At 58.9% G+C, this 26,840-nt stretch carries 21 protein-coding genes and 1 tRNA gene; 5 read left to right on the top strand and 17 right to left on the bottom strand.

Annotation, left to right across the window (positions count from 1 at the left end; translation table 11 throughout):
* Position 1 precedes the first annotated feature (1 nt).
* The 5 genes from GNF76_RS17930 to rpsU form a co-directional block, all read right to left on the bottom strand.
* Positions 2-78: transfer RNA gene (locus GNF76_RS17930), tRNA-Ile, on the bottom strand.
* A 15-nt stretch (positions 79-93) separates the two neighbouring features.
* Positions 94-3,465 (bottom strand): bifunctional diguanylate cyclase/phosphodiesterase, encoded by a 3,372-nt coding sequence (locus GNF76_RS17925; protein ID WP_155584460.1) that lies wholly within the window; start codon positions 3,463-3,465, stop codon positions 94-96.
* A 122-nt stretch (positions 3,466-3,587) separates the two neighbouring features.
* Positions 3,588-5,438 (bottom strand): RNA polymerase sigma factor RpoD, encoded by a 1,851-nt coding sequence (gene rpoD, locus GNF76_RS17920; RefSeq protein ID WP_155584459.1) that lies wholly within the window; start codon positions 5,436-5,438, stop codon positions 3,588-3,590.
* A 67-nt stretch (positions 5,439-5,505) separates the two neighbouring features.
* Entirely contained in the window at positions 5,506-7,467 is a 1,962-nt protein-coding gene (gene dnaG / locus GNF76_RS17915; protein WP_155584458.1) for a DNA primase, read from the bottom strand.
* A 461-nt stretch (positions 7,468-7,928) separates the two neighbouring features.
* Positions 7,929-8,144 carry a 30S ribosomal protein S21 gene (rpsU, locus tag GNF76_RS17910; protein WP_002551877.1) on the bottom strand — a complete coding sequence of 72 codons (216 nt, stop codon included), beginning with the start codon at positions 8,142-8,144 and terminating at the stop codon, positions 7,929-7,931.
* A gap of 203 nt (positions 8,145-8,347) precedes the next feature.
* Here rpsU and tsaD point away from each other — a divergent pair, with 203 nt between their 5' ends.
* The gene (gene tsaD / locus GNF76_RS17905) at positions 8,348-9,373 is read left to right on the top strand and encodes a tRNA (adenosine(37)-N6)-threonylcarbamoyltransferase complex transferase subunit TsaD (RefSeq protein WP_155584457.1); all 1,026 of its coding nucleotides are present in this window, start codon (positions 8,348-8,350) and stop codon (positions 9,371-9,373) included.
* Positions 9,374-9,406: 33 nt separating this feature from the next.
* On the opposite strand, the gene plsY is transcribed toward tsaD, so the two are convergent.
* The gene (gene plsY, locus GNF76_RS17900; RefSeq protein WP_155584456.1) at positions 9,407-9,976 is read right to left on the bottom strand and encodes a glycerol-3-phosphate 1-O-acyltransferase PlsY; all 570 of its coding nucleotides are present in this window, start codon (positions 9,974-9,976) and stop codon (positions 9,407-9,409) included.
* Positions 9,977-10,050: 74 nt separating this feature from the next.
* Here plsY and folB point away from each other — a divergent pair, with 74 nt between their 5' ends.
* Entirely contained in the window at positions 10,051-10,404 is a 354-nt protein-coding gene (folB, locus tag GNF76_RS17895) for a dihydroneopterin aldolase (protein WP_003211007.1), read from the top strand.
* Positions 10,395-10,913: a 2-amino-4-hydroxy-6-hydroxymethyldihydropteridine diphosphokinase gene (gene folK, locus GNF76_RS17890; protein WP_155584455.1), complete on the top strand. Its 519-nt coding sequence runs from the start codon at positions 10,395-10,397 to the stop codon at positions 10,911-10,913. The genes folB and folK overlap by 10 nt, the downstream gene beginning before the upstream one ends.
* Positions 10,914-10,922: 9 nt before the next feature.
* On the opposite strand, the gene GNF76_RS17885 is transcribed toward folK, so the two are convergent.
* From GNF76_RS17885 to GNF76_RS17835, 11 genes are all read right to left on the bottom strand, one after another.
* Complete coding sequence (locus tag GNF76_RS17885; RefSeq protein ID WP_155584454.1) at positions 10,923-12,152, bottom strand: multifunctional CCA addition/repair protein; 1,230 nt, start codon at positions 12,150-12,152, stop codon at positions 10,923-10,925.
* A 63-nt stretch (positions 12,153-12,215) separates the two neighbouring features.
* Positions 12,216-13,778 carry a SpoVR family protein gene (locus GNF76_RS17880; RefSeq protein WP_155584453.1) on the bottom strand — a complete coding sequence of 521 codons (1,563 nt, stop codon included), beginning with the start codon at positions 13,776-13,778 and terminating at the stop codon, positions 12,216-12,218.
* Complete coding sequence (locus GNF76_RS17875) at positions 13,775-15,046, bottom strand: YeaH/YhbH family protein (RefSeq protein WP_155584452.1); 1,272 nt, start codon at positions 15,044-15,046, stop codon at positions 13,775-13,777. Before GNF76_RS17875 ends, GNF76_RS17880 begins: the two co-directional genes overlap by 4 nt.
* Positions 15,047-15,183: 137 nt before the next feature.
* Entirely contained in the window at positions 15,184-17,106 is a 1,923-nt protein-coding gene (locus GNF76_RS17870; RefSeq protein ID WP_155584451.1) for a PrkA family serine protein kinase, read from the bottom strand.
* 285 nt (positions 17,107-17,391) lie between these two features.
* Positions 17,392-17,721, bottom strand: coding sequence for a thiosulfate sulfurtransferase GlpE (glpE, locus tag GNF76_RS17865; RefSeq protein WP_155584450.1), 330 nt, complete (start codon positions 17,719-17,721; stop codon positions 17,392-17,394).
* Positions 17,722-17,754: 33 nt separating this feature from the next.
* Entirely contained in the window at positions 17,755-18,606 is an 852-nt protein-coding gene (locus tag GNF76_RS17860; protein ID WP_155584449.1) for a symmetrical bis(5'-nucleosyl)-tetraphosphatase, read from the bottom strand.
* Between the two features lies 1 nt (position 18,607).
* Positions 18,608-18,988, bottom strand: a complete 381-nt coding sequence (gene apaG, locus GNF76_RS17855) for a Co2+/Mg2+ efflux protein ApaG (protein WP_155584448.1) — start codon at positions 18,986-18,988, stop codon at positions 18,608-18,610.
* 106 nt (positions 18,989-19,094) lie between these two features.
* Positions 19,095-19,907, bottom strand: coding sequence for a 16S rRNA (adenine(1518)-N(6)/adenine(1519)-N(6))-dimethyltransferase RsmA (gene rsmA / locus GNF76_RS17850; protein ID WP_155584447.1), 813 nt, complete (start codon positions 19,905-19,907; stop codon positions 19,095-19,097).
* Positions 19,904-20,893, bottom strand: a complete 990-nt coding sequence (gene pdxA, locus GNF76_RS17845) for a 4-hydroxythreonine-4-phosphate dehydrogenase PdxA (protein ID WP_178123397.1) — start codon at positions 20,891-20,893, stop codon at positions 19,904-19,906. The genes rsmA and pdxA overlap by 4 nt, the downstream gene beginning before the upstream one ends.
* On the bottom strand, positions 20,890-22,224 hold the full coding sequence (locus GNF76_RS17840; protein ID WP_379652554.1) for a peptidylprolyl isomerase: 1,335 nt from the start codon (positions 22,222-22,224) through the stop codon (positions 20,890-20,892). Before GNF76_RS17840 ends, pdxA begins: the two co-directional genes overlap by 4 nt.
* Entirely contained in the window at positions 22,205-25,012 is a 2,808-nt protein-coding gene (locus GNF76_RS17835; protein ID WP_155584446.1) for an LPS-assembly protein LptD, read from the bottom strand. Before GNF76_RS17835 ends, GNF76_RS17840 begins: the two co-directional genes overlap by 20 nt.
* Positions 25,013-25,142: 130 nt before the next feature.
* Here GNF76_RS17835 and GNF76_RS17830 point away from each other — a divergent pair, with 130 nt between their 5' ends.
* Both GNF76_RS17830 and murU read left to right on the top strand, forming a co-directional pair.
* A complete protein-coding gene (locus tag GNF76_RS17830) occupies positions 25,143-26,168 on the top strand; it encodes an aminoglycoside phosphotransferase family protein (RefSeq protein WP_155584445.1) in 1,026 nt (341 codons plus the stop codon).
* The gene (murU, locus tag GNF76_RS17825) at positions 26,165-26,839 is read left to right on the top strand and encodes an N-acetylmuramate alpha-1-phosphate uridylyltransferase MurU (protein WP_155584444.1); all 675 of its coding nucleotides are present in this window, start codon (positions 26,165-26,167) and stop codon (positions 26,837-26,839) included. The genes GNF76_RS17830 and murU overlap by 4 nt, the downstream gene beginning before the upstream one ends.
* Position 26,840 lies beyond the last annotated feature (1 nt).

Here is a 26,840-nt window from a genome sequence, read left to right as displayed (position 1 = left end):
GTGGTGGGCCCAGTAGGACTCGAACCTACGACCAAGGGATTATGAGTCCCCTGCTCTAACCAACTGAGCTATAGGCCCTCAGTAGGTCGCGGATTATAGCGATGGTTTCTCCGCGGTGCTATCCGAAAAATCCGAAAGCGTCATGTGAAGGAAGGTGGCCGCGAAGATGTCGGGGGGCAGGGGCAGGCTGACGATGTAGCCTTGCATCTGTTCACAGCCTTCGGCCGCGAGGAACGCTTGCTGGGCGGGAGTTTCCACGCCTTCGGCGATGATGGTGAATTGCATACTGTGACCGAGGGCGATGATCGCCCGCACGATTGCCACGTCGTGAGGGTCGTCGGGCAAGCCACGGACGAAGGACTGGTCGATTTTCAGGAAGTCCAGCGGCAGGCGTTTCAGATAGCTGAGTGATGAGTAGCCTGTGCCGAAGTCATCGATGGCCAGTTGCACGCCGAGTTGCTTGAGTTGATGCAGCACCTCCAGAGTCTCTTCGGCCTGGCTCATGATAAAGTTTTCAGTAATCTCCAACTGCAGGCAGCCCGGTTCCAAATAGTTGTCGTCGAGCAATTGCTCAATGCGCCCCAGCAGGTTGGGATGGCGCAGTTGTGCGCCGGCGAGGTTGACCGAGAGCGGTCCGAAATCATCATAGGACTTTCTCCAGGCACGCATTTGTTGGCAGGCCTGTTCCAGTACCCAATCGCCAATTTGCAGGATCATGCCGTTCTCTTCGGCCAGGGCAATGAAGTGCTCAGGCGGTACGTCGCCGAAAGTGGGGTGGCGCCAGCGGATCAGCGCTTCGGCGCCGATCAGTTGCTGGGTGTCCAGGCTGAGTTTCGGTTGATAGTAGAGAAGCAACTCTTCGCGCTCGATTGCCCGGCGCAGTTCGTGTTCCAGCGCGAGCCGTTCGTTGGCCTGGGCGGTGAGGTCCCGGGTGTAGCTTTCGACCCGATTGCGGCCCTTGGCTTTTGAACGGTACATGGCCGCATCGGCGTTTTTTACCAGCGTGGCAACATCGTTACCATCCTGTGGATAGAGACTGGTGCCGATGCTGGCGCTGATAAAGAACTCGTGTTCGCCGGCCTGGAACGGCGAGATAAAACAGGCCAGCAGCTTATTGGCCAGGTACTCTGCGTCGCTGGCGTGTTGCAGGCCGGGGAGCAGAATGATGAATTCGTCACCTCCCAGGCGAGCCACTGTGTCGATGTCCCGCAGTTGGCCTTTGAGGCGAACGGCAATGTTCTTGAGCAGCAAGTCGCCGGTCGGGTGGCCGAGGCTGTCATTGATGTGTTTGAAACGGTCAAGGTCGAGAAACAACACGGCGCCCTGGTTGCCGGTGTCATGTTGGCTGTTGAGGGCGGTCTGTAGCCGGCTTTCAAACAGGGTTCGGTTGGGCAGGCCGGTCAGCGGGTCGTGGTGCGCTTGATAGTCGAGGCGCGCCTGGGCGTGTTTCAGGCTGGAGATGTCGGCAAATACGGCCACAAAGTGGGTGATCATTTGCTCGCGATTGCGCACGGCGCTGATGGTCAGCCAACCGGGATACACCTCGCCGTTCTTGCGGCGATTGGAGATCTCGCCCTGCCAATGGCCATTGGCGGTCAACTGGTGCCACATGGCCGCGTAGAAGGCACTGTCATGCAGGCCTGAGGCGAGCAGACGAGGCGTATGACCGAGGGCTTCGCTTTCGCTGTAGCCGGTGATCTCGCTGAAGGCGCGGTTGACGGCGCTGATATTTTGCCGGGTATCGGTGATCAGCACGCCTTCGGCGGTGCTCTCGAATACCGTGGCGGCCTGTTGCAGTTTTTCCTGCATTAACTGGCGCTCGGTGATGTCGCGGGCGATGGTCAGCATGCAGTCTTCACCGCCGATGGGCAGCGAACGACTGGACACTTCGCATAGGCGGATCTGGCCATCGTTGCGACGGATGTGGCAAACGAAGTCGCGGACAAAACCATCGCGCTGCAACAGCTCGAGCATATGCTTGCGCTCGTTCAGGTCTACCCAGATGCCGAGGTCGAGGGTCGATTGGTCCAGCGACATGACATTGTTGAAACCCGTGATGCGGCTGAAACCTTCGTTGGCTTCAATCAGCAGGCCATCCCGTTGCCGGGTCAGCAGCAGGCCGTCGGGGCATTGCTGGAAGACTGAGGCGAACTTCTGTTCCGAAAGCCGCAAGGCCTCCTCGGTGCGCTTGGCCTCGCTGATGTCGATCATCAGGCCGCGCATGACGGGCTGATGGCCGTGTTCGATCAGGCTGACGATGTCGCGCACCCACAGGCAGCGGCCATCGGCGGTGATTACTCGGTAGTCGAGGCTGTGGTCACGATTGGCAAGGGTTTCGCTGTAGCAGAAGGTTTCGGCGCGAGTCAGGTCGGCGGGGTGAACAATATTGCGCCAGAACCCCGGTATCAGCCAGTGAGCGCGGGGGTAACCGAGCAGTTCCTCCGCGTGGGGCGACACGTAGCGGTAGGTGAAATCGTTGACGCTGGCTTCCCAAGCGATGGCGGAGAGAGACTCTACCAGGCCGCGGTAATGGTATTCGCTACTGCGCAGTTCTTGTTCCAGCGCAACTCGGCGGGAAATCTCCGAACTGAGGCGGCGATTGATCCGAAGGACAATGACCAGCACCGTGCTCAGCAGCAGTACTGCAGGCAGTCCATACGTCAGCACATCGGTCCAGAAGGCGCGGTGATCAATGACGTTGCCGACCCAATGTTGTTGGATAGTCTCGGTTTCGGCTGGGGTAACGTCAGCCAAGACTTTGTCCAGGATACCCACCAGCATCTTGTCGTCCCGAGGCACGCCCATCGCCAACTGATAGCGATAGGGTGTTTCGCCGCTGACGTACAGGCCGTCGAGTTTCAGTTGCCGTAGGCTCCAGACGCTGGAGGCCAGGTCGCCGACCACTGCGTCGACCTGATCGGTGGCCAAGGCCTGCAACGTTGAGCTGACATTGGGCATGGCCACCAGATTGAGGTCGGGGTGATAGGTGAGCAGCAGTTCGTGGGGGGCGTAGTTCTCCACTACGGCAATCTTCAGACCGTACAGATCCTTGAGGGTGCGGGGCTGTGGGCCGCCTGTATGAGCGAGGATAACGATGGGGAAGTCGAGGTAGGGCCGGGTAAACGACAGGAAACTTTGACGCTCCGGTGTCGACATGATGCCGGGTAGCACGTCGATCTGGTTGTGCTTGGCCTGTTCCAGCACGGCACTCCAGTTGGCCGGTTCGATCAGCTTGAGCCTGACGCCCAGGCGATCCTGGATCAGTTGCACGTAGTCGGCGGCCAGGCCTTGGTAGCGGCCATTTTCGTCACGGTATTCAAAGGGTGGCCATGAAGCGTCCACGCCTAGGCGCAACTCCTGATGGTCCGACAACCAGCCACGCTCTTCATCAGTGAGAGTCAACGCGCCAGCCGTTGCGGTCCAGGTCAGCAGCGACAGCAGAAACACGGTCGGCAATCTGGGCATAACGGTCTCGTTATGGCACGGGGAATGTTTCGAGTGTAGACGGGCATTGCGGGGGCGGTGGGGCAGGGAGGGGGTTTAATCTGCACAAAGCAAAACCCCCGGCAGGGCCGGGGGTTTTGTGATCACTCGTCGAGGAAGGAGCGCAAATGCTCGCTTCTCGTCGGGTGGCGCAGCTTGCGCAGCGCCTTGGCTTCAATCTGGCGGATCCGCTCACGGGTCACGTCGAACTGCTTACCGACTTCCTCAAGGGTGTGGTCGGTATTCATGTCGATGCCGAAACGCATGCGCAGTACCTTGGCTTCACGGGCAGTGAGGCCGGACAGTACATCGCGAGTCGCTTCTTTAAGGCTCTCAACGGTAGCAACATCGATTGGCGACTGCATGGTCGAGTCTTCGATGAAGTCACCCAAGTGGGAGTCTTCGTCATCACCGATCGGGGTTTCCATGGAGATCGGCTCTTTAGCGATCTTCAATACCTTGCGGATTTTATCCTCAGGCATTTCCATGCGCTCGCCCAACTCTTCCGGGGTCGGTTCGCGACCCATTTCCTGCAACATCTGCCGGGAAATACGGTTGAGCTTGTTGATGGTCTCGATCATGTGCACCGGAATACGGATGGTGCGGGCCTGGTCGGCGATCGAGCGAGTGATCGCCTGACGGATCCACCAGGTGGCATAAGTCGAGAACTTGTAGCCGCGACGGTATTCGAACTTGTCCACTGCTTTCATCAAGCCGATGTTGCCTTCCTGGATCAGATCGAGGAATTGCAGGCCACGGTTGGTGTACTTCTTGGCGATGGAGATCACCAGACGCAAGTTCGCTTCAACCATCTCTTTCTTCGCACGGCGGGCCTTGGCCTCACCGATCGACATGCGACGGTTGATGTCCTTGATCTCGGCAATCGTCAGACCGGTTTCGGTCTGCAACGCAGTCAGCTTCTGTTGGCAACGAACGATGTCGGCCTGGAAGCGACCAATGGCTTCAGCGTATTTGCTTTTGCCTTTGGCCAGTGCGTCGGTCCAGCTTTCGTCAACTTCGTTGCCCGGGAACTGGCGCAGGAAGTCGGCACGCGGCATGCGCGCATCACGGACACAAAGCTGCATGATGGCACGCTCTTGTGCACGCAGACGCTCAAGGGCGCTACGAACCCGCTCAACCAGGCCTTCGAATTGCTTCGGTACCAGTTTGATCGGCATGAAGAGCTCAGCCAGTGCCAGCAACTCGGCGATTGCCTGCTTGCTGCCGCGGCCATGTTTCTTCAGGGCTTTGCGAGTCAGTTCCATCTGATCGGAGACAGCGCCAAAACGCTGGGCTGCGATGATCGGATCCGGACCGCTTTCGACTTCGTCTTCGTCATCGCCACTGGCTTCAGCGTCGTCATCGTCGGTTTCGTCATCCGCTTTCGCGGCTTTCGGATCGACAGGTGGCGGAACTTCAGCAGCAGGCGGCGCAATGCCGTCGTCCGGGTCGATATAACCGCTCAGGACGTCGGACAGGCGACCACCTTCGGTGGTGACGCGAGTGTACTCGGACAGAATATGGTCAACCGTGCCTGGGAAGTGCGCGATTGCGCCCATCACTTCACGGATGCCTTCTTCGATACGTTTGGCGATTTCGATTTCGCCTTCCCGTGTCAGCAGCTCCACTGTACCCATTTCGCGCATATACATGCGCACAGGGTCAGTCGTGCGACCGATGTCGGTTTCTACCGCTGCCAACGCGGCGGCTGCTTCTTCAGCGGCTGCCTCGTCGGTATCGGCGTCGGCCAACATAAGGGCGTCCGCATCCGGAGCACTCTCGTGTACGGGGATCCCCATGTCGTTAATCATGCGGATGATGTCTTCCACCTGCTCAGGATCTGAAATATCCTCAGGCAGGTGGTCGTTGACCTCTGCGTAAGTCAGATACTTCTGCTCACGACCAAGGGTGATCAACTCTTTGATACGAGACTGCTGTTGCGCTTTTCCGGACATAACACCCTATCCACTGAAGGTCTTGGCGGGCAAAAAACAAGCCGAGGATTATACCCGAGCTATGACCTCACACGCCAGCTGAGGTCGGGTTTGATGCGGAAACATTGCGACTTAAAAGGTCGCGCAGTTGATTTTTCTCTTCGGCAGTCAATTCGCTCTGACGTGCTTTGCGAAGAAGTTGTTCCAAATTTCGCTCGCGTTGACGAGCTGACAAGCTAGTAATGGTGTCGAAAAACTGTTGTTCAAGGTTGTCGCCATCAATCAGCCACTCCTTTTCCGCCAATGCCTTGAGCAAACGGCCCTGTTCGGTGCCATGCCAGCGAGCAATCAACTGGAATGAGTTTAGCTTAGGATTCTTCTGCACGGCTTCGAGCAGGGCCACCAACAGTTGAGTGTTGGTGTGGTCTTCGGCCGCAAAGTGCCCGGCGTCTTCAACTTTCTGTGCCAGCTGTGGGTGATGCAAAAGAGTGCGCAGCGCCGCCATCGTGGGTGGTTCTACCGCTGCTGGGACGCGTGGACCGCGAGGTTCGTCACGGTCACCGCCGCGCTTGCCGTTTTTATCCCAGGGTTTCTTGTCCCATTTCTTGCCACCAGCACCAGGTTTTTTCGGCGTCCACTCCTGCTGAGGCGTGTAAGCCTCCTGCGGTTGGTGAAAGTCGCCGTAGTCCGGCATGGCGTCGTAATCGATGCCCGGGTCGTAGGCGGGCGGGGCCTCTTGAGGTGCGCTGTGCACCATCTGGCTGACCGCCTCGCCACTCAAACCGGTGATTTCCAGCAGGCGCTGACGCATCAGTGTCCGCAGGTTCGCACCCGGAACCTTGTCGATCAGCGGTGCTGCGAGGGTGACCATATGGGCCTTGCCTTCGAGGGAGCGCGGATCGGACTCTTCGGTCAGTTGCTGGAAAAAGTAATCGGCCAACGGTTGTGCGTGCTGATTGATGCGGGCGCGGAACGCGTCGGTGCCTTCAGAGCGGACCAGGGTATCCGGGTCTTCACCTTCGGGTAGAAACAGGAAGCGCGCGCGTCGCCCGTCCTGCAAGCTCGAAAGTGTCGATTCCAGAGCGCGCCAGGCAGCGTTACGGCCAGCCTGGTCGCCGTCGAAGCAGAACAAAACGTTGGGCACGACGCGAAACAGTCGCTTCAAGTGCTCTTCGCTGGTGGCAGTGCCGAGGGTGGCCACCGCATTGCGCAAGCCTTGCTGGGCAAGGGCAATAACGTCCATATAGCCTTCAACCACGATAATTTCATCGAGGTTGCGGTTGTTCTTGCGTGCTTCGAACAGGCCATAGAGTTCCTGGCCCTTGTGAAACACCGGGGTTTCCGGTGAGTTCAGGTATTTGGGTTTGTCGTCACCCAGCACGCGTCCGCCAAAGGCGATGATCCGGCCGCGGCTGTCACGGATTGGGAACATCACCCGGTCACGGAAGCGGTCATAGCGCTTGCCGGTCTCGGCGTTCTCCACCAGCAGGCCGGCGTCGATCATGGCTTTTTGCTGCAGGGTGTCACTGCTCAGGTGCTTGTAGAGGTTGTCCCAGCCGGGCGGAGCGAAACCGAGGCCGAAGTCACGGGCAATTTCCCCGGTCAGGCCGCGGCCCTTGAGGTAGTCGACGGCTGCTTTGCGCTGTGGGTGGCTCTTCAACGCCTGGCGGTAAAAGTCTGCGGCGGCGGTCAGCAGTGGATACAGCGGCGAATCGGTGGGTTGCCGGGGTTTGTGCGGCCGGCCACTTTCTTCGCGAGGGATTTCCATGCCGGCGGCTTTCGCCAGTTCCTCGACGGCCTGGGGGAAGTCCAGGTTGTCGTGGTCCATGATGAAGCCGAGGGCATTACCACCCGCGCCACAGCCGAAGCAGTAGTAGAACTGCTTGTCGGGACTGACGCTGAATGATGGCGTCTTTTCTTTGTGGAACGGGCAGCAGGCGGTGTAATTCTTGCCGGCCTTCTTCATTTGCAGGCGCGAGCTGACTACATCGACGATGTCGGTGCGGTTCAGAAGGTCGTCAATAAAGCTCTGGGGAATTAGCCCGGCCATGGCGTTCTCGTCATCACTGCGCGTAAATTGGGCCCCGCGCGGCGGTCGAGGTGCTCGAGGCGCGCGTATCGTGCGGCTCGATCATCAATCGTCGGCTTGGTCTGTCAGGAAGTGTATCTGTCGAACATTCACTGACGTTAGTTCCAATCAGTCTTCGACGTAGTTGAAAGTATTGCCCTGGCGTCCGGTCTCGGCCAATGAAGGGCCTCGGAAGCTCATTTGGTGGGCACAGCCGACCCTGTTGATCGTCTGCTTGAGAAATAAGTGTGCTCGTCAGTAGCCTTGTTAGGCTCGTCAGAAGAGACGTGCACCGCTGGCAAAAGAGCCAGTCCTGACGTGTGAAGCAGTTTGTCTCGGTCGCGTGTGCGGCTTTGACAGTGAAGCATCAAGCGATATCCGCAAATGCCAGCAGCCCGGCTGAGGGCCGGGCTTGGCAGAAGCTTGCTACGAACGTCTGTGTATTAGTACAGACGAACGGCGCGGCGCTGCTCGCGCTGAACTTTCTTGGCGTGACGCTTAACAGCGGCTGCTGCTTTACGCTTACGCTCAGAAGTTGGCTTCTCGTAAAATTCGCGGCTACGAACTTCAGCCAGAACACCGGCTTTTTCGCAGGAGCGCTTGAAACGACGCAGAGCTACGTCGAAGGGTTCGTTCTCTTTTACTTTGACGGCTGGCATCCAGAGCTACCTTCTTTCATTACCGGGAATCAACGTTCTCGTCGCAAAAAATTCGCGGCTGAGGTCGTCGGTTTTTAAGGGTTGCGGATGTTAACCCCTCATTGCTCGGAATGCAAAGCCTCTGATCGAAAACCGCTGGTCGGGGGCAGGACTGGCGACTATTATGCGCGCCTTCGAATTCAGCCTCTACAAGGCGCAAACCCATGCTAGTACTGGGATTAGAAACCTCTTGCGATGAAACCGGTGTCGCACTTTACGACAGTGAACGCGGGCTCTTGGCCGATGCACTGTTCAGTCAGATCGACCTGCACCGCGCCTATGGCGGCGTGGTGCCGGAGCTGGCCAGCCGTGACCATGTCAAACGCATGCTGCCATTGATTCGCCAAGTGTTGGACGAGGCCGGCTGCGTGCCGACCGAGATCGACGCGATTGCCTACACCGCCGGCCCAGGATTGGTCGGAGCCCTGCTGGTTGGGGCCTCTTGCGCCCAGGCGCTGGCGTTTGCCTGGGGTATTCCGGCCCTGGGTGTGCACCATATGGAAGGCCACTTACTGGCACCGATGCTGGAAAAAAAGCCGCCAGAGTTCCCGTTCGTCGCTTTGTTGGTTTCGGGGGGGCATACGCAGCTGGTTCAGGTCGACGGAATCGGTCAATACACCCTGCTGGGCGAAACCCTGGACGATGCTGCTGGTGAAGCATTCGACAAGACCGCAAAGATGATGGGTCTCAACTATCCGGGTGGTCCGGAGATCGCTCGGCTGGCTGAGCAGGGCGTCGCAGGGCGCTACCTCTTCCCGCGCCCGATGTGTGATCGGCCTGGTCTGATGTTCAGTTTCAGCGGCTTGAAAACCTTCGCCCTCAATACCTGGCAGCAGAGCGTCAGCGCCGGAGACGACAGCGAGCAAGCCCGTTGCGACATCTCGCTGGCGTTCCAGCAGGCCGTGGTGGAGACTTTGACTATCAAGTGCAAGCGAGCCCTGAAGCAGGCGGGCATGAAGCGTCTGGTGATCGCTGGCGGCGTCAGCGCCAACAAGGCGTTGCGCACGTCACTGGAGAAAATGCTCGGCGATATGAACGGCGACGTGTTTTATGCGCGTCCAGAGTTCTGCACCGATAATGGCGCAATGATTGCCTTTGCCGGCTGCCAGCGTCTGCAAGCCGGGCAGCATGAAAGCCTGGCAATCAGCGTGCAGGCGCGCTGGCCCATGGAACAGCTGTCGCCGTTGTAATCAGCGAACGTGAGCCGGGCTCATCGGGCGTATTTAAAAATGCCGTTCGCGCCCTGCAAACAGGTCGCGTAAATTGCCGCGGTGGCGCCAGACGATCAGCAGGGTAAGTACGCTCATCGGTACCAGCGCTGCCGGTTCCTGCCAGGCCAGCAATGGCAGGGTAAGTGGCGTGGCGATCAAGGCGGCCAGGGAGCTGGTGCGAGTCAGGTAGAACGTCAGCAGCCAGGCGAGGATGGCCAGGAGAGCTGCAGGAGGGTAGATCCCCAGCAGCATGCCAGCGGCTGTGGCGACACCCTTGCCACCGCGAAAGCGAAAGTACAGGGGAAACAGATGGCCCAGGACTGCGCAGACGCCGATCCAGGCTTGCTGTTGCAGGGAGAGGCCTGCGAAATCGGCGATCATTACCGGTAGCAAGCCTTTGCAGACGTCGCCGAACAGCGTGAGTACGGCGAGTTTTTTGCCGGCCAGGCGCAACATATTGGTGGCGCCGGCATTGCCTGAACCACTCATTCGCGGATCGGGATTTCCCGTCAGGCGGCTGAGCAAAATGGCGAAGGACAGAGAGCCAAGCAGGTAGGCGAGGGTCGCCAGTAACCAAAACATGCTAACTATTCCGGGCGAGGACGCCCTGATTCTAACGGGGCATTGCGCCCTTGTCGTGCTGCGGAGAAGAGTGCTTGGACAGAGTGTTTATCGAAGGCCTGGAAGTCGACACCGTGATCGGGGCCTACGACTGGGAGCGTGGCATCCGGCAATGCCTGCGTCTGGACCTGAGCTTCGCCTGGGATAACCGCCCGGCCGCGGCCGGTGACGACCTGACCCTGGCGCTGGATTACGCCAGTGTTTCGGCGCGCATCCAGGCCTTTGCCGAGCAGGCACAGTTCCAACTGGTGGAAACCTTTGCCGAGCGCCTGGCAGAAGTGCTGATGAGTGAATTCCAGATTCCCTGGTTGCACCTCAAACTGACCAAGCCTGGTGCCGTCCCGGCTGCCAAGGGTGTGGGCGTGGAGATCGAGCGCGGATGTCGCTAACTCAGGTTTACCTCGGTCTTGGCAGCAACATCGAGCGCGAGCCCCATTTACGCGCCGGCCTTGACGCGTTGGCGGGCTTTTTGACGGATATGCGCTGCTCGGCGGTATTCGAAAGCCAGCCGGTGGGCATCAAGAGTGGTCCGTTTTTCAATCTGGTGGTGTCGGCGTATACCGATTTGCCGCTGATGGAACTGGATCGCCGGCTGAAATTCATCGAGGCTGACAATGGTCGTTATGCGCCGGACCGCAAGGGTTTGCCGCTGGATATCGACGTGCTGCTGTACGGCGAGCTGGTGGGTAACTTTGACGGCCTGATCCTGCCTCGGGCGGAGATCTTGAAAAATGCGTTTGTACTGTGGCCGTTGTCGCTGATGGCGCCGGATCGCTTGCATCCTGAAGTGGGCAAGACGTTCGCTTCGCTGTGGCGAGATGCGCAAATCGATCAGGTATTGGCGCCAGTTGCATTCGAATGGCGAACGCAGCAACTGACGCCTGATAGCCTGTTGTAGAGACGTTGCCTACAAAGGTTTTTGCTCTTTGTAGGCTTTCAACGCCTTGAGTCGTTCGCGCTTGAGCGCCTCACCCAGCTCTGGGCCCTTGAAGCCCTGATCCAGCAATGGCGCAACGGCAACGCTCCGTGCTGCCAGTGCCGCGCCGCGCAAATAATCCGCCTGTGGATAACTTCTCTGCTCAAAGCCTTTGCGACCGCGAGCATCCATTTCGCACGCCACCACAAATTCCTCGAAGCGCTGCGGGCGACGATAGGCGTCAAAGCTTTGCAGCAACTCCAGCAACGTCGAGGGCTTCAGCTCCAGGGCCCGATGACCATGGGTATGGTATTCGCCTACCAATAGCGCCAGTTCCTGGCAATCCCTCGGCACCTTGAAGCGCTCGTTAACCGCCTTGATCAGCCGCAAGCCCCTGTGCTCGTGGGCAATATGCTGCGGCAACTTATCCACAGGCGTCAGGCCTTTGCCCAGATCGTGAAGCAGGCAAGCCCAGCGCACGGTCAAAGGTTGAGCGTGGCGTGCGGCCTGCTCGAGTACGCTCAGGGTATGGACGCCTGTATCGATCTCGGGATGATGAGTTTCGGGTTGCGGTACACCAAACAGAGCGTCCACTTCCGGCATCAGGGTTTTCAGTGCGTCGCAGTCCCGCAGTACCTGAATAAACACCTGAGGTTGATCCTCCATCAGTGCCCGGGAAATTTCCTTCCAACTGCGTTCCGGCGTCAAGGCTTCCAGTTCGCCGGAATCGCTGAGTTGGCGCATCAATTCAAGTGTCGCGGGTGCCACGGTGAAACCCAGGCTGGCGTAGCGGGCGGCGAAGCGGGCGACACGCAAGACCCGGAGGGGATCTTCGGCAAACGCCGGGGAAACATGGCGCAGAATGCGAGCTTGAAGGTCGTGCTGGCCGTGATACGGATCGGTCAAGTTGCCGTCGTCATCTTCGGCCATGGCGTTGATGGTCAGGTCGCGACGGATCAGGTCTTCTTCCAGAGTCACTTCGGGGCTGGCGTGAAAGACAAAGCCACCGTAACCCCGGCCACTCTTGCGCTCGGTGCGGGCGAGGGCGTACTCGTCGCCGTTCTTCGGGTCCAGGAATACGGGAAAGTCAGAGCCCACCGGTTTGAAGCCCTGGGCGAGCATTTCTTCAGCAGTGGCGCCGACGACGACACGGTCGATATCGGTAACGGGAATGCCCAGCAGGCGGTCACGCACCGCACCACCGACTTTGTAGATTCGCATGAAAAAGCCTCCATTAGCGGCACAGGATAACGCCTGCGCCTCGCCAATGGAGGCTTTGCCGTTTCAGAGATGCACGACGGCCAGGTCCAGGCGGCCGTAATCGTTATCGCTGTGCTCGTTACGGGGCGGCACATGATGGGTTTTCATGATCTGGTCGCCTTGCAGCGTCTCCAGGTGGATATCGAACCCCCACAGCCGATGCAGGTGCTTGAGGACCTCGTCCGTGGACTCGCCCAGCGGTTTGCGGTCGTGTTGCTGGTGGCGCAAGGTCAGCGAGCGATCGCCGCGTACGTCGATGCTGTAGATCTGCACGTTAGGCTCGCGGTTACCCAGGTTGTACTGCGCTGCCAGGGTTTCGCGGATGGTGCGGTAGCCCGGTTCGTCATGAATGGCCGGCACCAGCAAGTCGTCCTTGAGGTCGTCATCCATGATGCTGAACAGCTTGAGATCACGAATTACCTGGGGTGACAGGTACTGCAGGATGAAGCTTTCGTCCTTGAAGCTGCTCATGGCGAACTTGATGGTCGACAGCCAGTCGCTGCCGGCGATGTCCGGGAACCAGTGGCGATCCTCGTCGGTGGGGTGTTCGCATATGCGGCGAATGTCCCGGTACATGGCAAAACCCAGGGCGTAGGGGTTGATGCCGCTGTAATAGGGGCTGTCGAAGCCGGGTTGGAAGACCACGCTGGTGTGGGACGTCAGGAACTCCATCATGAAACCGTCGGTTACCAGCCCTTCGTCGTACAGGTCGTTCATCAGCGTGTAGTGCCAGAACGTTGCCCAACCTTCGTTCATCACTTGGGTCTGGCGCTGAGGGTAAAAATACTGGGCTATCTTGCGCACGATTCGCACGATTTCGCGCTGCCACGGCTCCAGCAGTGGCGCGTGTTTTTCGAGGAAATACAGGATGTTTTCCTGAGGTTCGGCGGGAAAGCGAGCATTGTCCTTGTCGCTGTTCTTGCCGGCACGCTTGGGAATGGTGCGCCACAGGTCGTTGATCTGCTTTTGCAGATGTTCTTCGCGATCTTTCTGGCGCAGCCGTTCTTCCTCGGCAGATATCGGGTAAGGCCGCTTGTAGCGATCGACCCCGTAGTTCATCAGGGCGTGGCAGGAGTCCAGCAAGTCTTCCACGGCATCGATCCCGTGGCGCTCCTCGCATTGCATGATGTACTGCTTGGCGAACACCAGGTAATCAATGATCGAGCTGGCATCTGTCCAAGTGCGGAACAGGTAGTTGCCCTTGAAAAAGCTGTTATGCCCATAGCACGCATGGGCTACCACCAGCGCCTGCATGCAGATGGTGTTTTCTTCCATCAGGTAGGCGATGCAGGGGTCTGAGTTGATGACGATTTCGTAGGCCAGGCCCATCTGCCCACGGGTATAGGACTTTTCGGTACTGAGGAAGTGTTTGCCGTAGGACCAGTGGTGATAGCCCAAGGGCATTCCCACGGATGCGTAGGCGTCCATCATTTGTTCGGCGGTGATCACTTCGATCTGGTTGGGGTAGGTGTCCAGGGCATAACCTGCCGCGATGCGGCTGATTTCGCGGTCATAGGCCTGGATCAGTTCGAAGGTCCATTCGGACCCCGTGGAAATGGGTTGGCGCTTATGCTCTTTGGCGGTCATGTCACTAACCTGCGCTGGAAGAGTTCACGGAAGACCGGATAGATATCGCCGGCCGAGACCAGTTGTTGCTGGGCGAAGGTGTCAGCGAACGCGTCACTGATCCGCTCGTATTCGAACCACAGGGCCTGGTGCTCGCGGGGGGTAATCTCCACGTAAGTGTAGTACTGCACGAAGGGCATGATCTGGTTGATCAGGATGTCGCGGCAGATCGGCGAGTCGTCGTTCCAGTTGTCGCCGTCGGAGGCCTGGGCGGCGTAGATGTTCCACTCGTTGGCCGGATAGCGTTCGGCCATGATCTCCTGCATCAGTTTCAAGGCGCTGGAAACAATGGTGCCGCCGGTTTCCCGTGAGTAGAAAAACTCCTCTTCGTCGACTTCCCGGGCGCTGGTGTGGTGGCGGATGAACACCACGTCAATCTTGTCGTAGTTACGCTTGAGAAACAGGTACAGCAGGATGAAGAAGCGCTTGGCGATGTCCTTGGTGGCCTGGGTCATGGAGCCGGAAACGTCCATCAGGCAGAACATCACGGCCTTGGAGCTCGGGTTGGGCTGCTTGACCAGCAGGTTGTATTTCAAGTCGAAGGTGTCGAGAAACGGAACGCGGTGAATCCGCGCGCTGAGCTTGGCTATTTCCGCCTCGGTTTCCTGGATATCACCGAAGTTATCTGGTTCTTCGCGCTTTAACCGCTCCAACTCCTCTTTCGCTTCCCGGAGCTTGGCGCGGCTGCTACCGGACAGGGCGATGCGCCGGGCGTGAGCCGAGCGCAAGGTGCGGATGATGTTGATCCGAGACGGGTTGCCTTCGTTGCTGATCCCGGCACGCACGGTCTTGAAGGTGTCGGTGCCGGTGAGATTGCGTTTGACCAGGTTGGGCAGCTCCAGGTCCTCGAACATGAATTCGAGGAATTCTTCCTGGGTGATCTGGAAGACGAACTCGTCCATGCCTTCGCCGGAGTTACCGGCCTTGCCTGGCCCTTTGCCGCCGGCACCGCCTTGGGGGCGCTGGATGTGTTCGCCGGTGGTGAACTCCTTGTTTCCTGGATGAACGACCGTCTGTTTACCGCCCCGACCGTGGTGCAGCACCGGCTCATCGATGTCCCGTCCGGGAATGCTGATCTGTTCGCCATGCTCCATGTCAGTGATGGAGCGGCGGCTGACGGCCTCTTCGACGGCCTTTTTGATGTGGTCACGGTAACGCCGCAGGAAACGCTGGCGGTTTACCGTGCTCTTGTTCTTACCATTGAGACGTCGGTCGATCACATAGCTCATAGGGAGCCCTCCGGGCAGCTTCAAGTTACAAGCTTCAAGCCGCAAGCTGGAAGCTTAAAGACAAGCGGTCAGTTTGCCGGCCCTCCGGTGCGCCCTTGGGCGCACCGCAAGCGGGTAGCCTTGCGCTCGTCGCTGCCTTACTGCGATTTCCGGACCCGCAGGTACCACTCGGAGAGCAGCCGTACCTGTTTGTCTGTGTAGCCACGCTCGACCATTCGGGTGACGAAGTCGTTGTGTTTTTGCTGATCCTCCTTGCTGGCCTTGGCGTTGAAGCTGATGACCGGCAGCAGATCCTCGGTGTTGGAGAACATTTTCTTCTCAATAACCACCCGCAGCTTCTCGTAGCTGAGCCAGGTAGGGTTCTTGCCATTGTTGTTGGCCCGGGCGCGCAGCACGAAGTTGACGATTTCGTTGCGGAAATCCTTCGGATTACTGATGCCGGCGGGTTTCTCGATTTTTTCCAGCTCCTCGTTAAGGGCCACGCGGTTGAGGATTTCGCCGGTTTCCGGGTCGCGGTATTCCTGGTCCTGAATCCAGAAGTCGGCGTACAGCACGTAGCGGTCGAAGATGTTCTGGCCGTATTCGCTGTAGGACTCGAGGTAGGCGGTCTGGATTTCCTTGCCGATGAACTCGATGTAGCGCGGTGCCAGGTATTCCTTGAGGAAGCGCAGGTAGCGCTCACGGGTTTCGGCCTGGAACTGCTCCTGTTCGATCTGCTGTTCCAGCACGTACAGCAGGTGCACCGGGTTGGCAGCGATTTCGTGGGGGTCGAAGTTGAAGACTTTGGAGAGAATCTTGAAGGCAAAGCGCGTTGACAGCCCGTTCATGCCCTCGTCAACGCCTGCGGTGTCGCGGTATTCCTGGATCGACTTGGCCTTGGGATCGGTGTCCTTGAGGTTTTCCCCGTCATACACGCGCATTTTCGAGTAGATGTTGGAGTTTTCCGGCTCCTTGAGGCGCGACAGCACGGTGAACTGGGCGAGCATTTTCAGGGTGTCGGGCGCGCAATGAGCCTTGGCCAGGGAGCTGTTGAACAGCAACTTGTCGTAGATCTTGATTTCATCGCTGACTCGCAGGCAGTACGGCACCTTGACGATGTAGATCCGGTCGATGAACGCTTCGTTGTTCTTGTTGTTGCGGAAGGTGTGCCATTCCGATTCGTTGGAGTGAGCCAGCAGGATCCCGGTAAACGGAATCGCCCCCAGGCCCTCGGTGCTGTTGTAGTTACCTTCCTGGGTCGCGGTCAGCAGTGGGTGCAGCACCTTGATCGGTGCCTTGAACATCTCCACGAACTCCATCAGGCCCTGGTTGGCCCGGCACAGTGCGCCTGAGTAGCTATAGGCGTCGGCGTCGTTCTGTGGGAATTCTTCGAGTTTACGGATATCGACCTTGCCCACCAGCGCCGAGATGTCCTGGTTGTTCTCGTCACCGGGTTCGGTCTTGGCCACGGCAATCTGGTTGAGGATCGATGGGTAGAGCTTCACCACCCGGAACTGGCTGATATCACCGCCGAACTCGGCCAGGCGCTTGGTGGCCCACGGCGACATGATGGTGTTGAGGTAGCGTCTTGGGATGCCGAAGTCTTCTTCGAGGATCGCGCCATCTTCCGTGGCGTTGAACAGCCCCAAAGGCGATTCGAAGACCGGTGAGCCCTTGATGGCGTAGAAGGGCACCTTCTCGATCAGTTGTTTGAGTTTTTCGGCCAGGGACGATTTACCGCCACCTACGGGGCCGAGCAGGTAGAGGATCTGTTTCTTCTCTTCCAGGCCTTGGGCGGCGTGGCGGAAGTAGGAAACGATCTGGTCAATGCATTCTTCCATTCCGTGGAAGTCTTCAAAGGCCGGGTAGCGGCGGATCACCTTGTTAGAGAAAATTCGCGACAAGCGCGAATTGACGGCGGTGTCCACCAGCTCCGGCTCGCCAATCGCCAGTAGCAGGCGTTCGGCGGCAGACGCGTAGGCGCTGCGGTCCTTTTTGCACAGATCGAGGTACTCAGCAAGCGTGAGTTCTTCCTGGCGGGTGGACTCGAAGCGTTGTTGGAAGTGGCTAAAGATACTCATGACGTCGTCACCTCGCTCGATACGTGGAGTCGACGCAGGATCAATCAGTCGATGCTGGCAGCCATTGGTGGACACCAATGGCTGTTTTCCCCCCAGAACACCCTGAAACATTACCGATGACCCGCACGCCGGTGTACCGGCTCTCCCCTGTTTTGGATGGCCTGGGCTTAAGGATAGTTCGGAATCAGGGAGTTCAAGGTGCGATACGTAATTTGTTTGGGCGCACCGTTCGTCAGAAACGGCGCGAGCCCAAGCATCACGTGGGGTGGCGGGGTATGAAAAAAATTATTGTGCGTCGCCCGAGGCAATTTCTGTTGGATAAGTCGTACGCCACAGCTCGAAGCCGCCATCCAGGCTATAGACGTCGCAGAAGCCCTGGCTGACCAGATAGGCTGCGGCGCTTTGGCTGGAGTTGCCGTGGTAGCAGGCCACGATCACTGGCGCGTCGAGGTCGGCGGCGCGGATGAAATCGGCGATGTTGTGGTTGTCCAGGTGCTGGGCGCCGCTGATGTGGCCGGCGATATAGGTCGGCTGGTCGCGGATGTCGACAACCACAGCGCCTTGTTCGCGCAGGGCCTGGGCTTGTTCGGGAGGGATACGTTTGAATTCGCTCATGGCGGGCTCCTTGGGCCGTAAGGGGGGCGCGGTCTAGCGCTTTGCCGTGGCCAGCAGTGGTTCGGAAATGGGGGTGTCACACTGGCAGCTCAGGCGCTCGCCGGTGTCGATGTTCATCAGGGTCATGGTGCCGCCCCAGACGCAGCCGGTGTCGAGGGCGAATACGCCGGGCTCCTCGCACTTGCCTTCAAGGGCTGCCCAGTGGCCGAAGATGATCTTCGTGTCACGGGTCTTGCGCTCTTTGTGGGCGAACCAGGGTTTGTAGCCGGGCAGGGCGGTGTCAGCGCCTTCCTTGCTCTTGAGGTCCAGCTTACCCTCAGCGGTGCAAAAGCGCATGCGGGTGAAGTAGTTGGTGATCACCCGCAGGCGCGCAATGCCAGTGAGCTCGTTGTCCCACTTCACCGGTTCGTTGCCGTACATGCCGTCAAGGTAGGTCGTGAACAGGTTGTCATCGGCCAGGACGGCTTCGACTTCATTGGCACACTTGAGGGCTTTTTTCAGTGTCCACTGGGGTGGAATGCCGGCATGCACCAGGGCGGCGTTACGGCTCTCGTCGTAATGCATGATTTTTTGCCGGCGCAACCAGTCAAGCAACTCGACGCGATCCGGCGCCTCGAGGATTTCCCGCAGGGTATCGCCCTTTTTCAGACGCTCGATGTTATTGCCGGCGGCCAGCAGGTGCAGGTCATGGTTACCCAGCACGCAGACCAGAGAATCACGCATGGCATAAAGGAAGCGCAGGGTCTCAAGGGATTGTGGGCCGCGGTTGACCAAGTCTCCCACCAGCCACAGGCGATCCTTCGTCGGGTCAAAGGCCACGCGCTCCAGCAGGCACTTGAGTGGCGCCAGGCAGCCTTGCAGGTCGCCGACGGCGTAGGTTGCCATATCAGTGCAGGGCTCCGGGTACCGCAAGGCGGAAGGGCGCGATGACGGCATCGAAGAGTTGGCCATCGGTGGCTTTCATCTGATAAGAGCCTTGCATGGTGCCGACTTTGGAAGTCATCACCGTCCCGCTGCTGTAGGTATGGCTTGCACCGGTATCAATCAGCGGCTGCTGGCCAACGACGCCGGCGCCGCGCACTTCTTCCACATGGCCATCACCGTCGGTGATGACCCAGTGACGTGACAGCAACTTGGCCGGCACCGAACCGTTGTTTTTTACCGTGACCGTATAGGCAAAGGCAAAGCGGTTCTGGTCGGGCTGCGATTGTTCCGCCAGGAAGCGGGTGACGACGCTGACGTCGATCTGATAGCGAGGATCGGACATGCAAGAGGCCTTAAAAGCAAAAGCGGGGAACAGCGGATGCCGGTCAGTCTAGGCCAAGTGGCGGGCACTAGGCCAGACATGGTGTCTGGCTGTGCCCGGCTCCGGTTTATTCGACGACAGGCGCAGGCTGAATGGCAAGCTGATCGGCCAGGCGCACGAACGCCGCCAGGTCCAGTTGCTCGGGGCGCAAGCCGCCATCGACGCCGGCGGCTTCGATTTCAGCGTTGCTGAGCAAGGCCTTGAGAGTGTTGCGCAGGGTCTTGCGACGCTGGTTGAACGCTTCACGTACCACGCGCTCCAGCAGCTTGTGATCCTTGGCCGGGTGCGGCAAGACGGCGTGAGGCACCAGGCGCACGATGGCCGAGTCGACCTTCGGCGGCGGATTGAACGCGCCAGGACCGACGTTGAACAGATGCTCAACCCGGCAATGGTACTGAACCATGATCGACAGGCGACCCCAGTCACCACCGCCAGGACCGGCTGCCAGACGCTCAACCACTTCCTTTTGCAGCATGAAGTGCATGTCGCGGATGATGCTGGCGTTATTCAGCAGGTGGAAAATCAGCGGTGTGGAGATGTTGTACGGCAGGTTGCCGACCACGCGCAGGCTGTTGGGGGCGGCGTTCAGGCTGGTGAAGTCGAACTTCAACGCATCGCCTTGATGCAGATTGAAGTTGGGCATGCCGGCGAACTGCTGGTTGAGGATCGGGATTAGGTCTTTGTCCAGTTCAACCACGTCCAGTTGCCCACCGCTGTTGAGCAGGCCTTGGGTCAATGCGCCCTGGCCCGGGCCGATTTCCAGCAGACGGTCTTCGGGCTTGGCATGGATGGAGCGCAGGATGCGGTCGATCACGCCAGCGTCGTGCAGGAAGTTTTGCCCGAAACGCTTGCGCGCCCGGTGTTGGTAATGCTCAGTCATATACGGGTCTCGGCCATCTGATAGGCGGTTTCCAGGGCCACGTGCAGGCTGCCGGTATCGATCTTGCCGCTGCCAGCCAGGTCCAGGGCGGTGCCATGGTCGACGGAGGTACGGATGATCGGCAGGCCCAGTGTCACGTTGACTGCGGCGCCGAAGCCTTTGTATTTCAGCACGGGCAGCCCCTGGTCATGGTACATCGCCAGCACTGCGTCGCAGTGCTCCAGATATTTGGGGGTAAACAGAGTGTCGGCAGGCAGTGGGCCACGCAGGTCCATGCCTTCTTGGCGCAGACGCTCTAATGTCGGTTCGATGATGTCGATTTCTTCATGGCCCAAGTGGCCGCCTTCACCGGCGTGTGGGTTGAGGCCACAGACCAGGATGCGCGGTTGGGCAATGCCGAATTTCTGTTGCAGGTCGGCGTGCAGGATGCGTGTTACACGCTCCAGGCGCTCGGGGGTGATTGCGTCGGCAATCTCGCGCAGGGGCAGGTGAGTGGTCACCAGGGCCACGCGCAAGCCGCGGGTAGCCAGCATCATCACGACTTGTTCGGTGTGGGTCAGCTCGGCGAGGAACTCAGTATGGCCGGAAAAGGCGATACCCGATTCGTTGATCACACCCTTGTGCACGGGGGCGGTGATCATCCCGGCGAAATCGCCGTTGATACAGCCAAGGCCTGCGCGGGTCAGGGTTTCCAGGACAAAGGCCGCATTGGCCTTGTTCAGTTGCCCGGCCACGACCTTGGCCTGTAGCGGGGTGTCCCACACATACAGGCTGTTGGCCGGGGCGGGAAGGTCTGGCCAGTTGCCGGGTGTCACTGGCAGCAGGTTGACGGCCACGCCCAGCTGCGCGGCCCGCTCAAGGAGCAGGTCGCGGCTGGTAATGGCAATCAGGGGGTGTGGCTGAGGTTGCGAGGCGAGCAGCAGGCACAGGTCAGGACCAATGCCGGCCGGCTCGCCGGGTGTCAACGCGAAACGCTGGGGTTTCACTGAGCTGCCTGGTCGGTGCCTGTTTGCTCGGCGCCTGGCAGCTTGTTTTCAACGTAGGCTTCGTCACGGATCTGACGCAACCAGGTTTGCAGCTCTTCGTCGTATTTGCGGTTACGCAGTACGGTCAGCGCTTGCTGTTCGCGGGCCTGGCTGGTGTTGTCGGTGGCGCGGCGGCCAAGGACTTCCAGGACATGCCAGCCGTATTGAGTCTTGAACGGCTTGGACAGTACGCCTTGCGGAGTATCGGCCATCACTTGCTGGAACTCGGGCACCAGGGCTTTCGGGTCGATCCAGTTCAGGTCGCCGCCGTTGAGGGCGGAACCCGGATCTTCCGAGAAGCTTTTGGCCAGGATGGCGAAGTCTTCACCGCTCTCGATGCGGTCATAGATCTTCTGAGCCAGTTCCTTGGTTTGCGCTTCGGTACGGATTTCGCTTGGTTTGACCAGGATGTGACGAACATGGACTTCGTCCTTCATCGACGTCTCGCCACCGCGCTTGCCCAGCAACTTGAGGATGATGAAACCACCTGGAGTGCGAGCTGGCTGGGTGATGCCGCCGACTTCCATGGCGCTCAACTCACGGTCGAACGGTGGTGGCAATTGAGCGGCTTTACGCCAGCCCATGTCACCGCCTTCGAGGGCGTTGTCACTGCCGGATTGGGCAATCGCCATCTGGGCAAAGTCAGCGCCGGACTTGAGGCGATCATAGATAGCCTGGGTTTTCGCGGCAGCTGCGTTGAGCTGGTCGGCGTTGGCGCTGTCCGGCGTCGGGATCAGGATGTTGGCCAGGTGCAGTTCTTCGGAGAGCTGCATCTTGCCCAGGTCCGAGGCCAGGAAGTTCTTCACTTCCTGTTCGGACACTTGAACCCGCTCGGCCACACGGCGCTGACGCACACGGCTGATGATCATTTCGCGGCGGATCTGGTCACGGGCGTCTTCAAACGACAGGCCGTCATGAGCCAGGGCGGCACGGAATTGATCAATGCTCATGTTATTGCGTTGAGCGATGGTGCCGACGGCCTGGTTCAGCTCTTCATCAGAGATACGGATACCGGAACGATCGCCGATCTGCAGTTGCAGGTTTTCGACGATCAGTCGCTCCAGAACCTGCTGATCCAGGACGCTGGTAGGCGGTACACCACCGCCACGCTTGGCGATGGTTTGCTGAACTTCCTTGACCCGTTGGTCCAGTTGGCTCTGCATGATCACGTCGTTATCGACGATGGCCACTACCTTATCCAGCTGTTGAACCGCAGCGTGTGCCGATACGGTACCCAGGAACAGCGCGCCCAGCACTAGCGGGCGCAGACAATCAGAAAGCTTGGTCTTCACGTTCACGATAACCTTGGATGCCTTTGTCGAGGAAGCTCTCTACCTTGGCGCCAGTCAGGCCGCCGAGTCCCTTCAGGACAACTTGGAAGAAGAGCCCGTGGTCGCCTTTTTCGTTCAGCGGGGCGATCTGGGTGTATTCGTCGTTGGAAACCCAATAACGGTTGATTACGCGCAGTTTCCAGCAGCAGTTGTCGTACTCGAAGCCACCGAAGGCTTCCAGGGTACGGTTGCGGGCATAGTCATACTGCCAGCGGGTGATCAGGTTCCACTGCGGAACGATCGGCCACATCATCGAGAAGTCGTGTTGCTGGATTTTGTAGTAATCCTTCACGAAATTCGGCTGGCCTTCGGTGCCGTAGTCACCACCGAACTGCCATTTTCCGGTCAGTTGGTTGTAGACCACCTGGTCGTTGCGATAGCGATAACCAACGTTGATGACCTTGTTCTTGTCGTCTTCCGGCTGGTAATGGAACATCGCGCTGCCGGAACGTACGCTGTGGCTGTCTGGGTCCCAGTTATAGTCGGCCGTGGCACGCCAGTCGCGGTTGAAACGGAACTCGTAGTCCAGGGCGATTGGCGAGACGTTCGACTGTGCATCCGCGCGGTCGGCGGCTAGGATACCTGGCAGCTGCACTTCGCGGTCCTTGAAATACAAGGCTTGGCCGACACTGACGCGTTGACGTTCGAAACCATTGTCCTGAATCCAGCGGCTGGTTACACCCAAGGACAGTTTGTTTTCGTCGCCAATGCGGTCGGAGCCGCTGAAGCGGTTATCGCGGAAGAGCGATGCGTAGTTGAAGGTGGTTTCGCTAGTGTCGAATACTGGAATATCGGACTGATCTTTCTCTGGTACATAGAGATAGAACAGACGAGGCTCCAGTGTCTGGCGGTAGTTGTCGCCGAACCATTGTGTACTACGGTCGAAATACAGGCCGCTGTCTATGCTGGCAATTGGGATTGCGCGGTCTTGAGAACTTTTGAACGCGCCGCCAGCATATGGGTTGGCTGCTGTTGCCGCGTTTTGAGCTGCAACAATCTGATCTTTGCCCGTGCTATCAAGGTCGAGATCATACTTGGTGTAGACATACTTTAGCTTTGGAGTAATGAAACCATAGGTCCAGTTAAGCGGCAGTTCGACGCTAGGTGCAGCATTCAAGCGGGTACCGTTGGCGCGGGTAAGTCCGGTGACATACGTATCAAGGCGGGGACTTGTGAGCCCGTCTTTATCCGTGAAGTTTCCGGTTTCCAGGTCGCGGTCAAATCGTACGGCCTCTGTCTCGTAGGCGAAGTTCAAGCCGCCAGGATGATACGGCAGCGCACCATTGAAAGTAATTTGCGGCAGTCGGTTGTACGGTGTGATCTGGGAAACCGTTGCCAGTTGGGTCGCCTGCAGATTTAGTCGAGCCTGGTAGCTGTCACCCCGATAGGTCACGGAACCCTGTTGGTTGACGTAATCCTGAGTCTGAATACCGATCTGGTTGCTCTTCAGATCCTGGAAATAGTACGGGTCGCTGATCTTGGTGTAGTCAACCTGCGTCAGTACACGCGAATCCAGCCCGCCCTTATGCTGCCAGTTGAGCATGTACCGGGTTTTTTCGTAGTCGGTCTGCCGCTTGCGCTCATCGCTGTCATCGTTGAGATACGCCCCACCGAACTGACCTTCGCTGGACTTGGTGAGGTAGCGGAATTCGCCCTCCATCAACATACCGCGCTTGGTCATGTACTGCGGATACAACGTGGCATCGTAGTTCGGCGCCAGGTTGAAGTAGTACGGGGTGGTCAGCGTAAAGCCCGACTCGCCACCCGAGGCAAAGCTCGGCGGCAAGAAACCGGACTGACGACGACTGTCGATCGGGAAGTAGATATACGGCGTGTAAAGAACCGGAATGTCCTTGACCCGCAACGTCACGTTGGTCGCCGTACCGAAACCGGTGGCCGGGTTCAACGTGATGTTGTTGCCCTTGAGCTGCCAGGCGTTGCTGTTCGGCTCACAGGTGGTGTACGTACCGTCCTTGAGACGGATGATCGCGTTCTCGGCCCGCTTGGCGTACAGCGCGGTACCGCGGATGCGCGATTTGTGGATGATGTATTCGGCGTTGTCGACCTTGGCCGCACCGGTATCCAGCTGGACTTCGGCGTGATCACCCACCAACAGGGCGCCGTTGTCGCGCAGACGGACGTTGCCGTTCAGCTCGCCACGGTTCTCGGCCTGGTACAGGCTGGCCTCGTCGGCCTCGACTTGCATGCTGCCCTGGCGCATGACGACGTCACCAGCCAGGGTTGCGACCTGTTGTTCCTGCTCGTAACGAGAGGCTTTGGCACCGATGAAGGTCGGCGCGTCGCTCTTGTTCGTCTTGTCGTTCATGCCAGGACGCATCGGCTCGACATACGAACCGGAGCAGTAAGGCCCGGTTTCGGCCAGTTGCGCGGGAGTGAGCTTGTCGCGAGGGACCCAGTCCAGGTGGCTGTAGTCGGCGCTGCGCGAGCTCAGGCCACGGCCCTTGGCTTCGGTGACGAGCTTGTTCTGCGGACCGGCGTCGGTACCACCAGCCTCGCCTTGCGGCGTGCCGTTGGCCGAGCTGACGGCACTGCCGTCATGCACCGGGCGCGGTGGCAGTTGGGCGACGCTGGTTTTCGGCGCGCAATCCCAGGCACCCGAAGCAGAGACTGAGCAGTCATACTGTTCCGCGGCGACCACGAATGAAGTGGCGAAGGGTTGCATGGCCAGCAGACTGCCGGTTACCAGCAACGGAAATTTTCTACGAAACGCGGGGGATTTCAATGCCATCTTATTAGTCCGGGCTTCCTGCGTGCCATCTGCCCGCGGTGTGGGCCGCACGCCTCTCGATGGTCTGAAAAAGATGCGTGATAATAAAGCATGACCCGCTTGACGGCTAGCGCCGTCGGAGACCCTTGTAATGCCCCACCAAGATCTACGCTTGCAACACCTGAAAGTCTGGCTTGATGAGCAGTTACCGATCCTTTTTAACGCCCAGGGCTGGGGTGCCGTACCCCCGGCTACATTGACCGCGGCCAGCAGCGACGCGAGTTTCAGGCGTTACTTCCGTTGGGAGGGCGAGGGTCGCAGTTTTGTCGTTATGGACGCTCCTCCCCCCCAGGAAAACTGCAAACCTTTCGTCGATATCGCTCATTTGTTGGTGAAATCAGGAATAAATGTTCCACAAATTTATGCAGAAGATTTGCCGCGCGGCTTTCTTTTGCTCAATGACCTGGGCAAAAAAACCTATCTGGACGTGATTGACGGTGAAAATGCCGATCAATTGTTTGCCGATGCCATCGATGCGTTGCTGGCATTCCAGCAATTGCCGATGGATGCCGGATTGCCCAGCTATGACGTGGCGTTATTGCGCCGCGAGCTGGAATTATTTCCCGAGTGGTACGTGCGCCGGCACCTGGGCATTGAGTTTGATGCCCAGCAAGTGGCGCTTTGGCAGCATATCAGCGAGCTGTTGATCGACAGCGCCCTGGCTCAGCCGAAGGTGTTGGTGCATCGCGACTACATGCCGCGCAACCTGATGATCAGCACGCCGAACCCTGGTGTACTGGATTTCCAGGATGCGGTCTACGGACCGGTGACCTACGACATCACCTGCCTGTTCAAGGATGCCTTCCTCAGTTGGCCCCAGGCCCGTGTACGGGAGTGGCAGCGCGGTTATTGGGAGCGTGCTGGCCAACTGGGCATCCCGGTGCAGACGGATTTTGACGATTTCCTGCGGGCCAGCGACCTGATGGGCGTGCAGCGCCACCTCAAGGTGATCGGCATTTTCTCCCGCATCTGCCACCGTGATGGCAAGCCACGTTACCTCGCCGATGTGCCGCGCTTCTTTGCCTATATAGAAGCGGTGTTGGCCGATCGTCCGGAGTTGGCCGAATTGGGTGAGTTGCTGGCAAGCCTGCGTCAACCAGCGGAGGTGGTTGTATGAAGGCCATGATCCTGGCCGCAGGCAAAGGTGAGCGGATGCGTCCGCTCACTTTGCACACGCCCAAGCCGCTGATCCAGGCGGGCGGCAAGCGCTTGATCGAGTATCACCTAGAGGCGCTGGCCAAGGCTGGCTTCACCGACATCGTCATCAACCATGCCTGGCTCGGTCAGCAGATTGAGGGCTATCTGGGGGACGGATCGCAGTACGGCGTACGTATCCAGTACTCGGCCGAAGGAGAGCCGCTGGAAACCGGCGGCGGGATTTTCCAGGCGCTGCCGTTGCTGGGGGACGAACCGTTCCTGGTGGTCAATGGTGATATCTGGACTGACTACGACTTCGCCCGTCTCAAACAACCACTGAATGGCTTGGCTCATCTGGTGATGGTCGACAACCCGGCGCATCACCCCTCAGGTGGCGACTTCTATATTAAGGACGGTGCACTTCATGATGCCGCTCCCGGTGCCGATAACCTGACCTTCAGTGGCATTTCAGTGCTGGACCCGAAGCTGTTCGCGGGTTGCAGTGCCGGTGCCTTCAAGCTGGCGCCGCTGTTACGCACGGCAATGGCCAAAGGGTTGGTGACGGGGGAACACATGGACGGACGCTGGATTGATGTCGGTACGCTGGAGCGCCTGGCGCAAGTCGAAAACCTGCTGACCGCGGGGCAGTAAG

It is taken from the genome of Pseudomonas spelaei (genome assembly GCF_009724245.1).
GTDB lineage: Bacteria > Pseudomonadota > Gammaproteobacteria > Pseudomonadales > Pseudomonadaceae > Aquipseudomonas > Aquipseudomonas spelaei.
This window is presented reverse-complemented; position numbering and strand designations above follow the sequence as displayed.

Coding starts and splice junctions, on each gene's coding strand:
- GNF76_RS17925 (WP_155584460.1), bottom strand. CDS start 3,465: ATGCCCAGATTGCCGACCGTGTTTCTGCTGTCGCTGCTGACCTGGACC.
- rpoD (WP_155584459.1), bottom strand. CDS start 5,438: ATGTCCGGAAAAGCGCAACAGCAGTCTCGTATCAAAGAGTTGATCACC.
- dnaG (WP_155584458.1), bottom strand. CDS start 7,467: ATGGCCGGGCTAATTCCCCAGAGCTTTATTGACGACCTTCTGAACCGC.
- rpsU (WP_002551877.1), bottom strand. CDS start 8,144: ATGCCAGCCGTCAAAGTAAAAGAGAACGAACCCTTCGACGTAGCTCTG.
- tsaD (WP_155584457.1), top strand. CDS start 8,348: ATGCTAGTACTGGGATTAGAAACCTCTTGCGATGAAACCGGTGTCGCA.
- plsY (WP_155584456.1), bottom strand. CDS start 9,976: ATGTTTTGGTTACTGGCGACCCTCGCCTACCTGCTTGGCTCTCTGTCC.
- folK (WP_155584455.1), top strand. CDS start 10,395: ATGTCGCTAACTCAGGTTTACCTCGGTCTTGGCAGCAACATCGAGCGC.
- GNF76_RS17885 (WP_155584454.1), bottom strand. CDS start 12,152: ATGCGAATCTACAAAGTCGGTGGTGCGGTGCGTGACCGCCTGCTGGGC.
- GNF76_RS17880 (WP_155584453.1), bottom strand. CDS start 13,778: ATGACCGCCAAAGAGCATAAGCGCCAACCCATTTCCACGGGGTCCGAA.
- GNF76_RS17875 (WP_155584452.1), bottom strand. CDS start 15,046: ATGAGCTATGTGATCGACCGACGTCTCAATGGTAAGAACAAGAGCACG.
- GNF76_RS17870 (WP_155584451.1), bottom strand. CDS start 17,106: ATGAGTATCTTTAGCCACTTCCAACAACGCTTCGAGTCCACCCGCCAG.
- glpE (WP_155584450.1), bottom strand. CDS start 17,721: ATGAGCGAATTCAAACGTATCCCTCCCGAACAAGCCCAGGCCCTGCGC.
- GNF76_RS17860 (WP_155584449.1), bottom strand. CDS start 18,606: ATGGCAACCTACGCCGTCGGCGACCTGCAAGGCTGCCTGGCGCCACTC.
- apaG (WP_155584448.1), bottom strand. CDS start 18,988: ATGTCCGATCCTCGCTATCAGATCGACGTCAGCGTCGTCACCCGCTTC.
- rsmA (WP_155584447.1), bottom strand. CDS start 19,907: ATGACTGAGCATTACCAACACCGGGCGCGCAAGCGTTTCGGGCAAAAC.
- GNF76_RS17835 (WP_155584446.1), bottom strand. CDS start 25,012: ATGGCATTGAAATCCCCCGCGTTTCGTAGAAAATTTCCGTTGCTGGTA.
- GNF76_RS17830 (WP_155584445.1), top strand. CDS start 25,143: ATGCCCCACCAAGATCTACGCTTGCAACACCTGAAAGTCTGGCTTGAT.
- murU (WP_155584444.1), top strand. CDS start 26,165: ATGAAGGCCATGATCCTGGCCGCAGGCAAAGGTGAGCGGATGCGTCCG.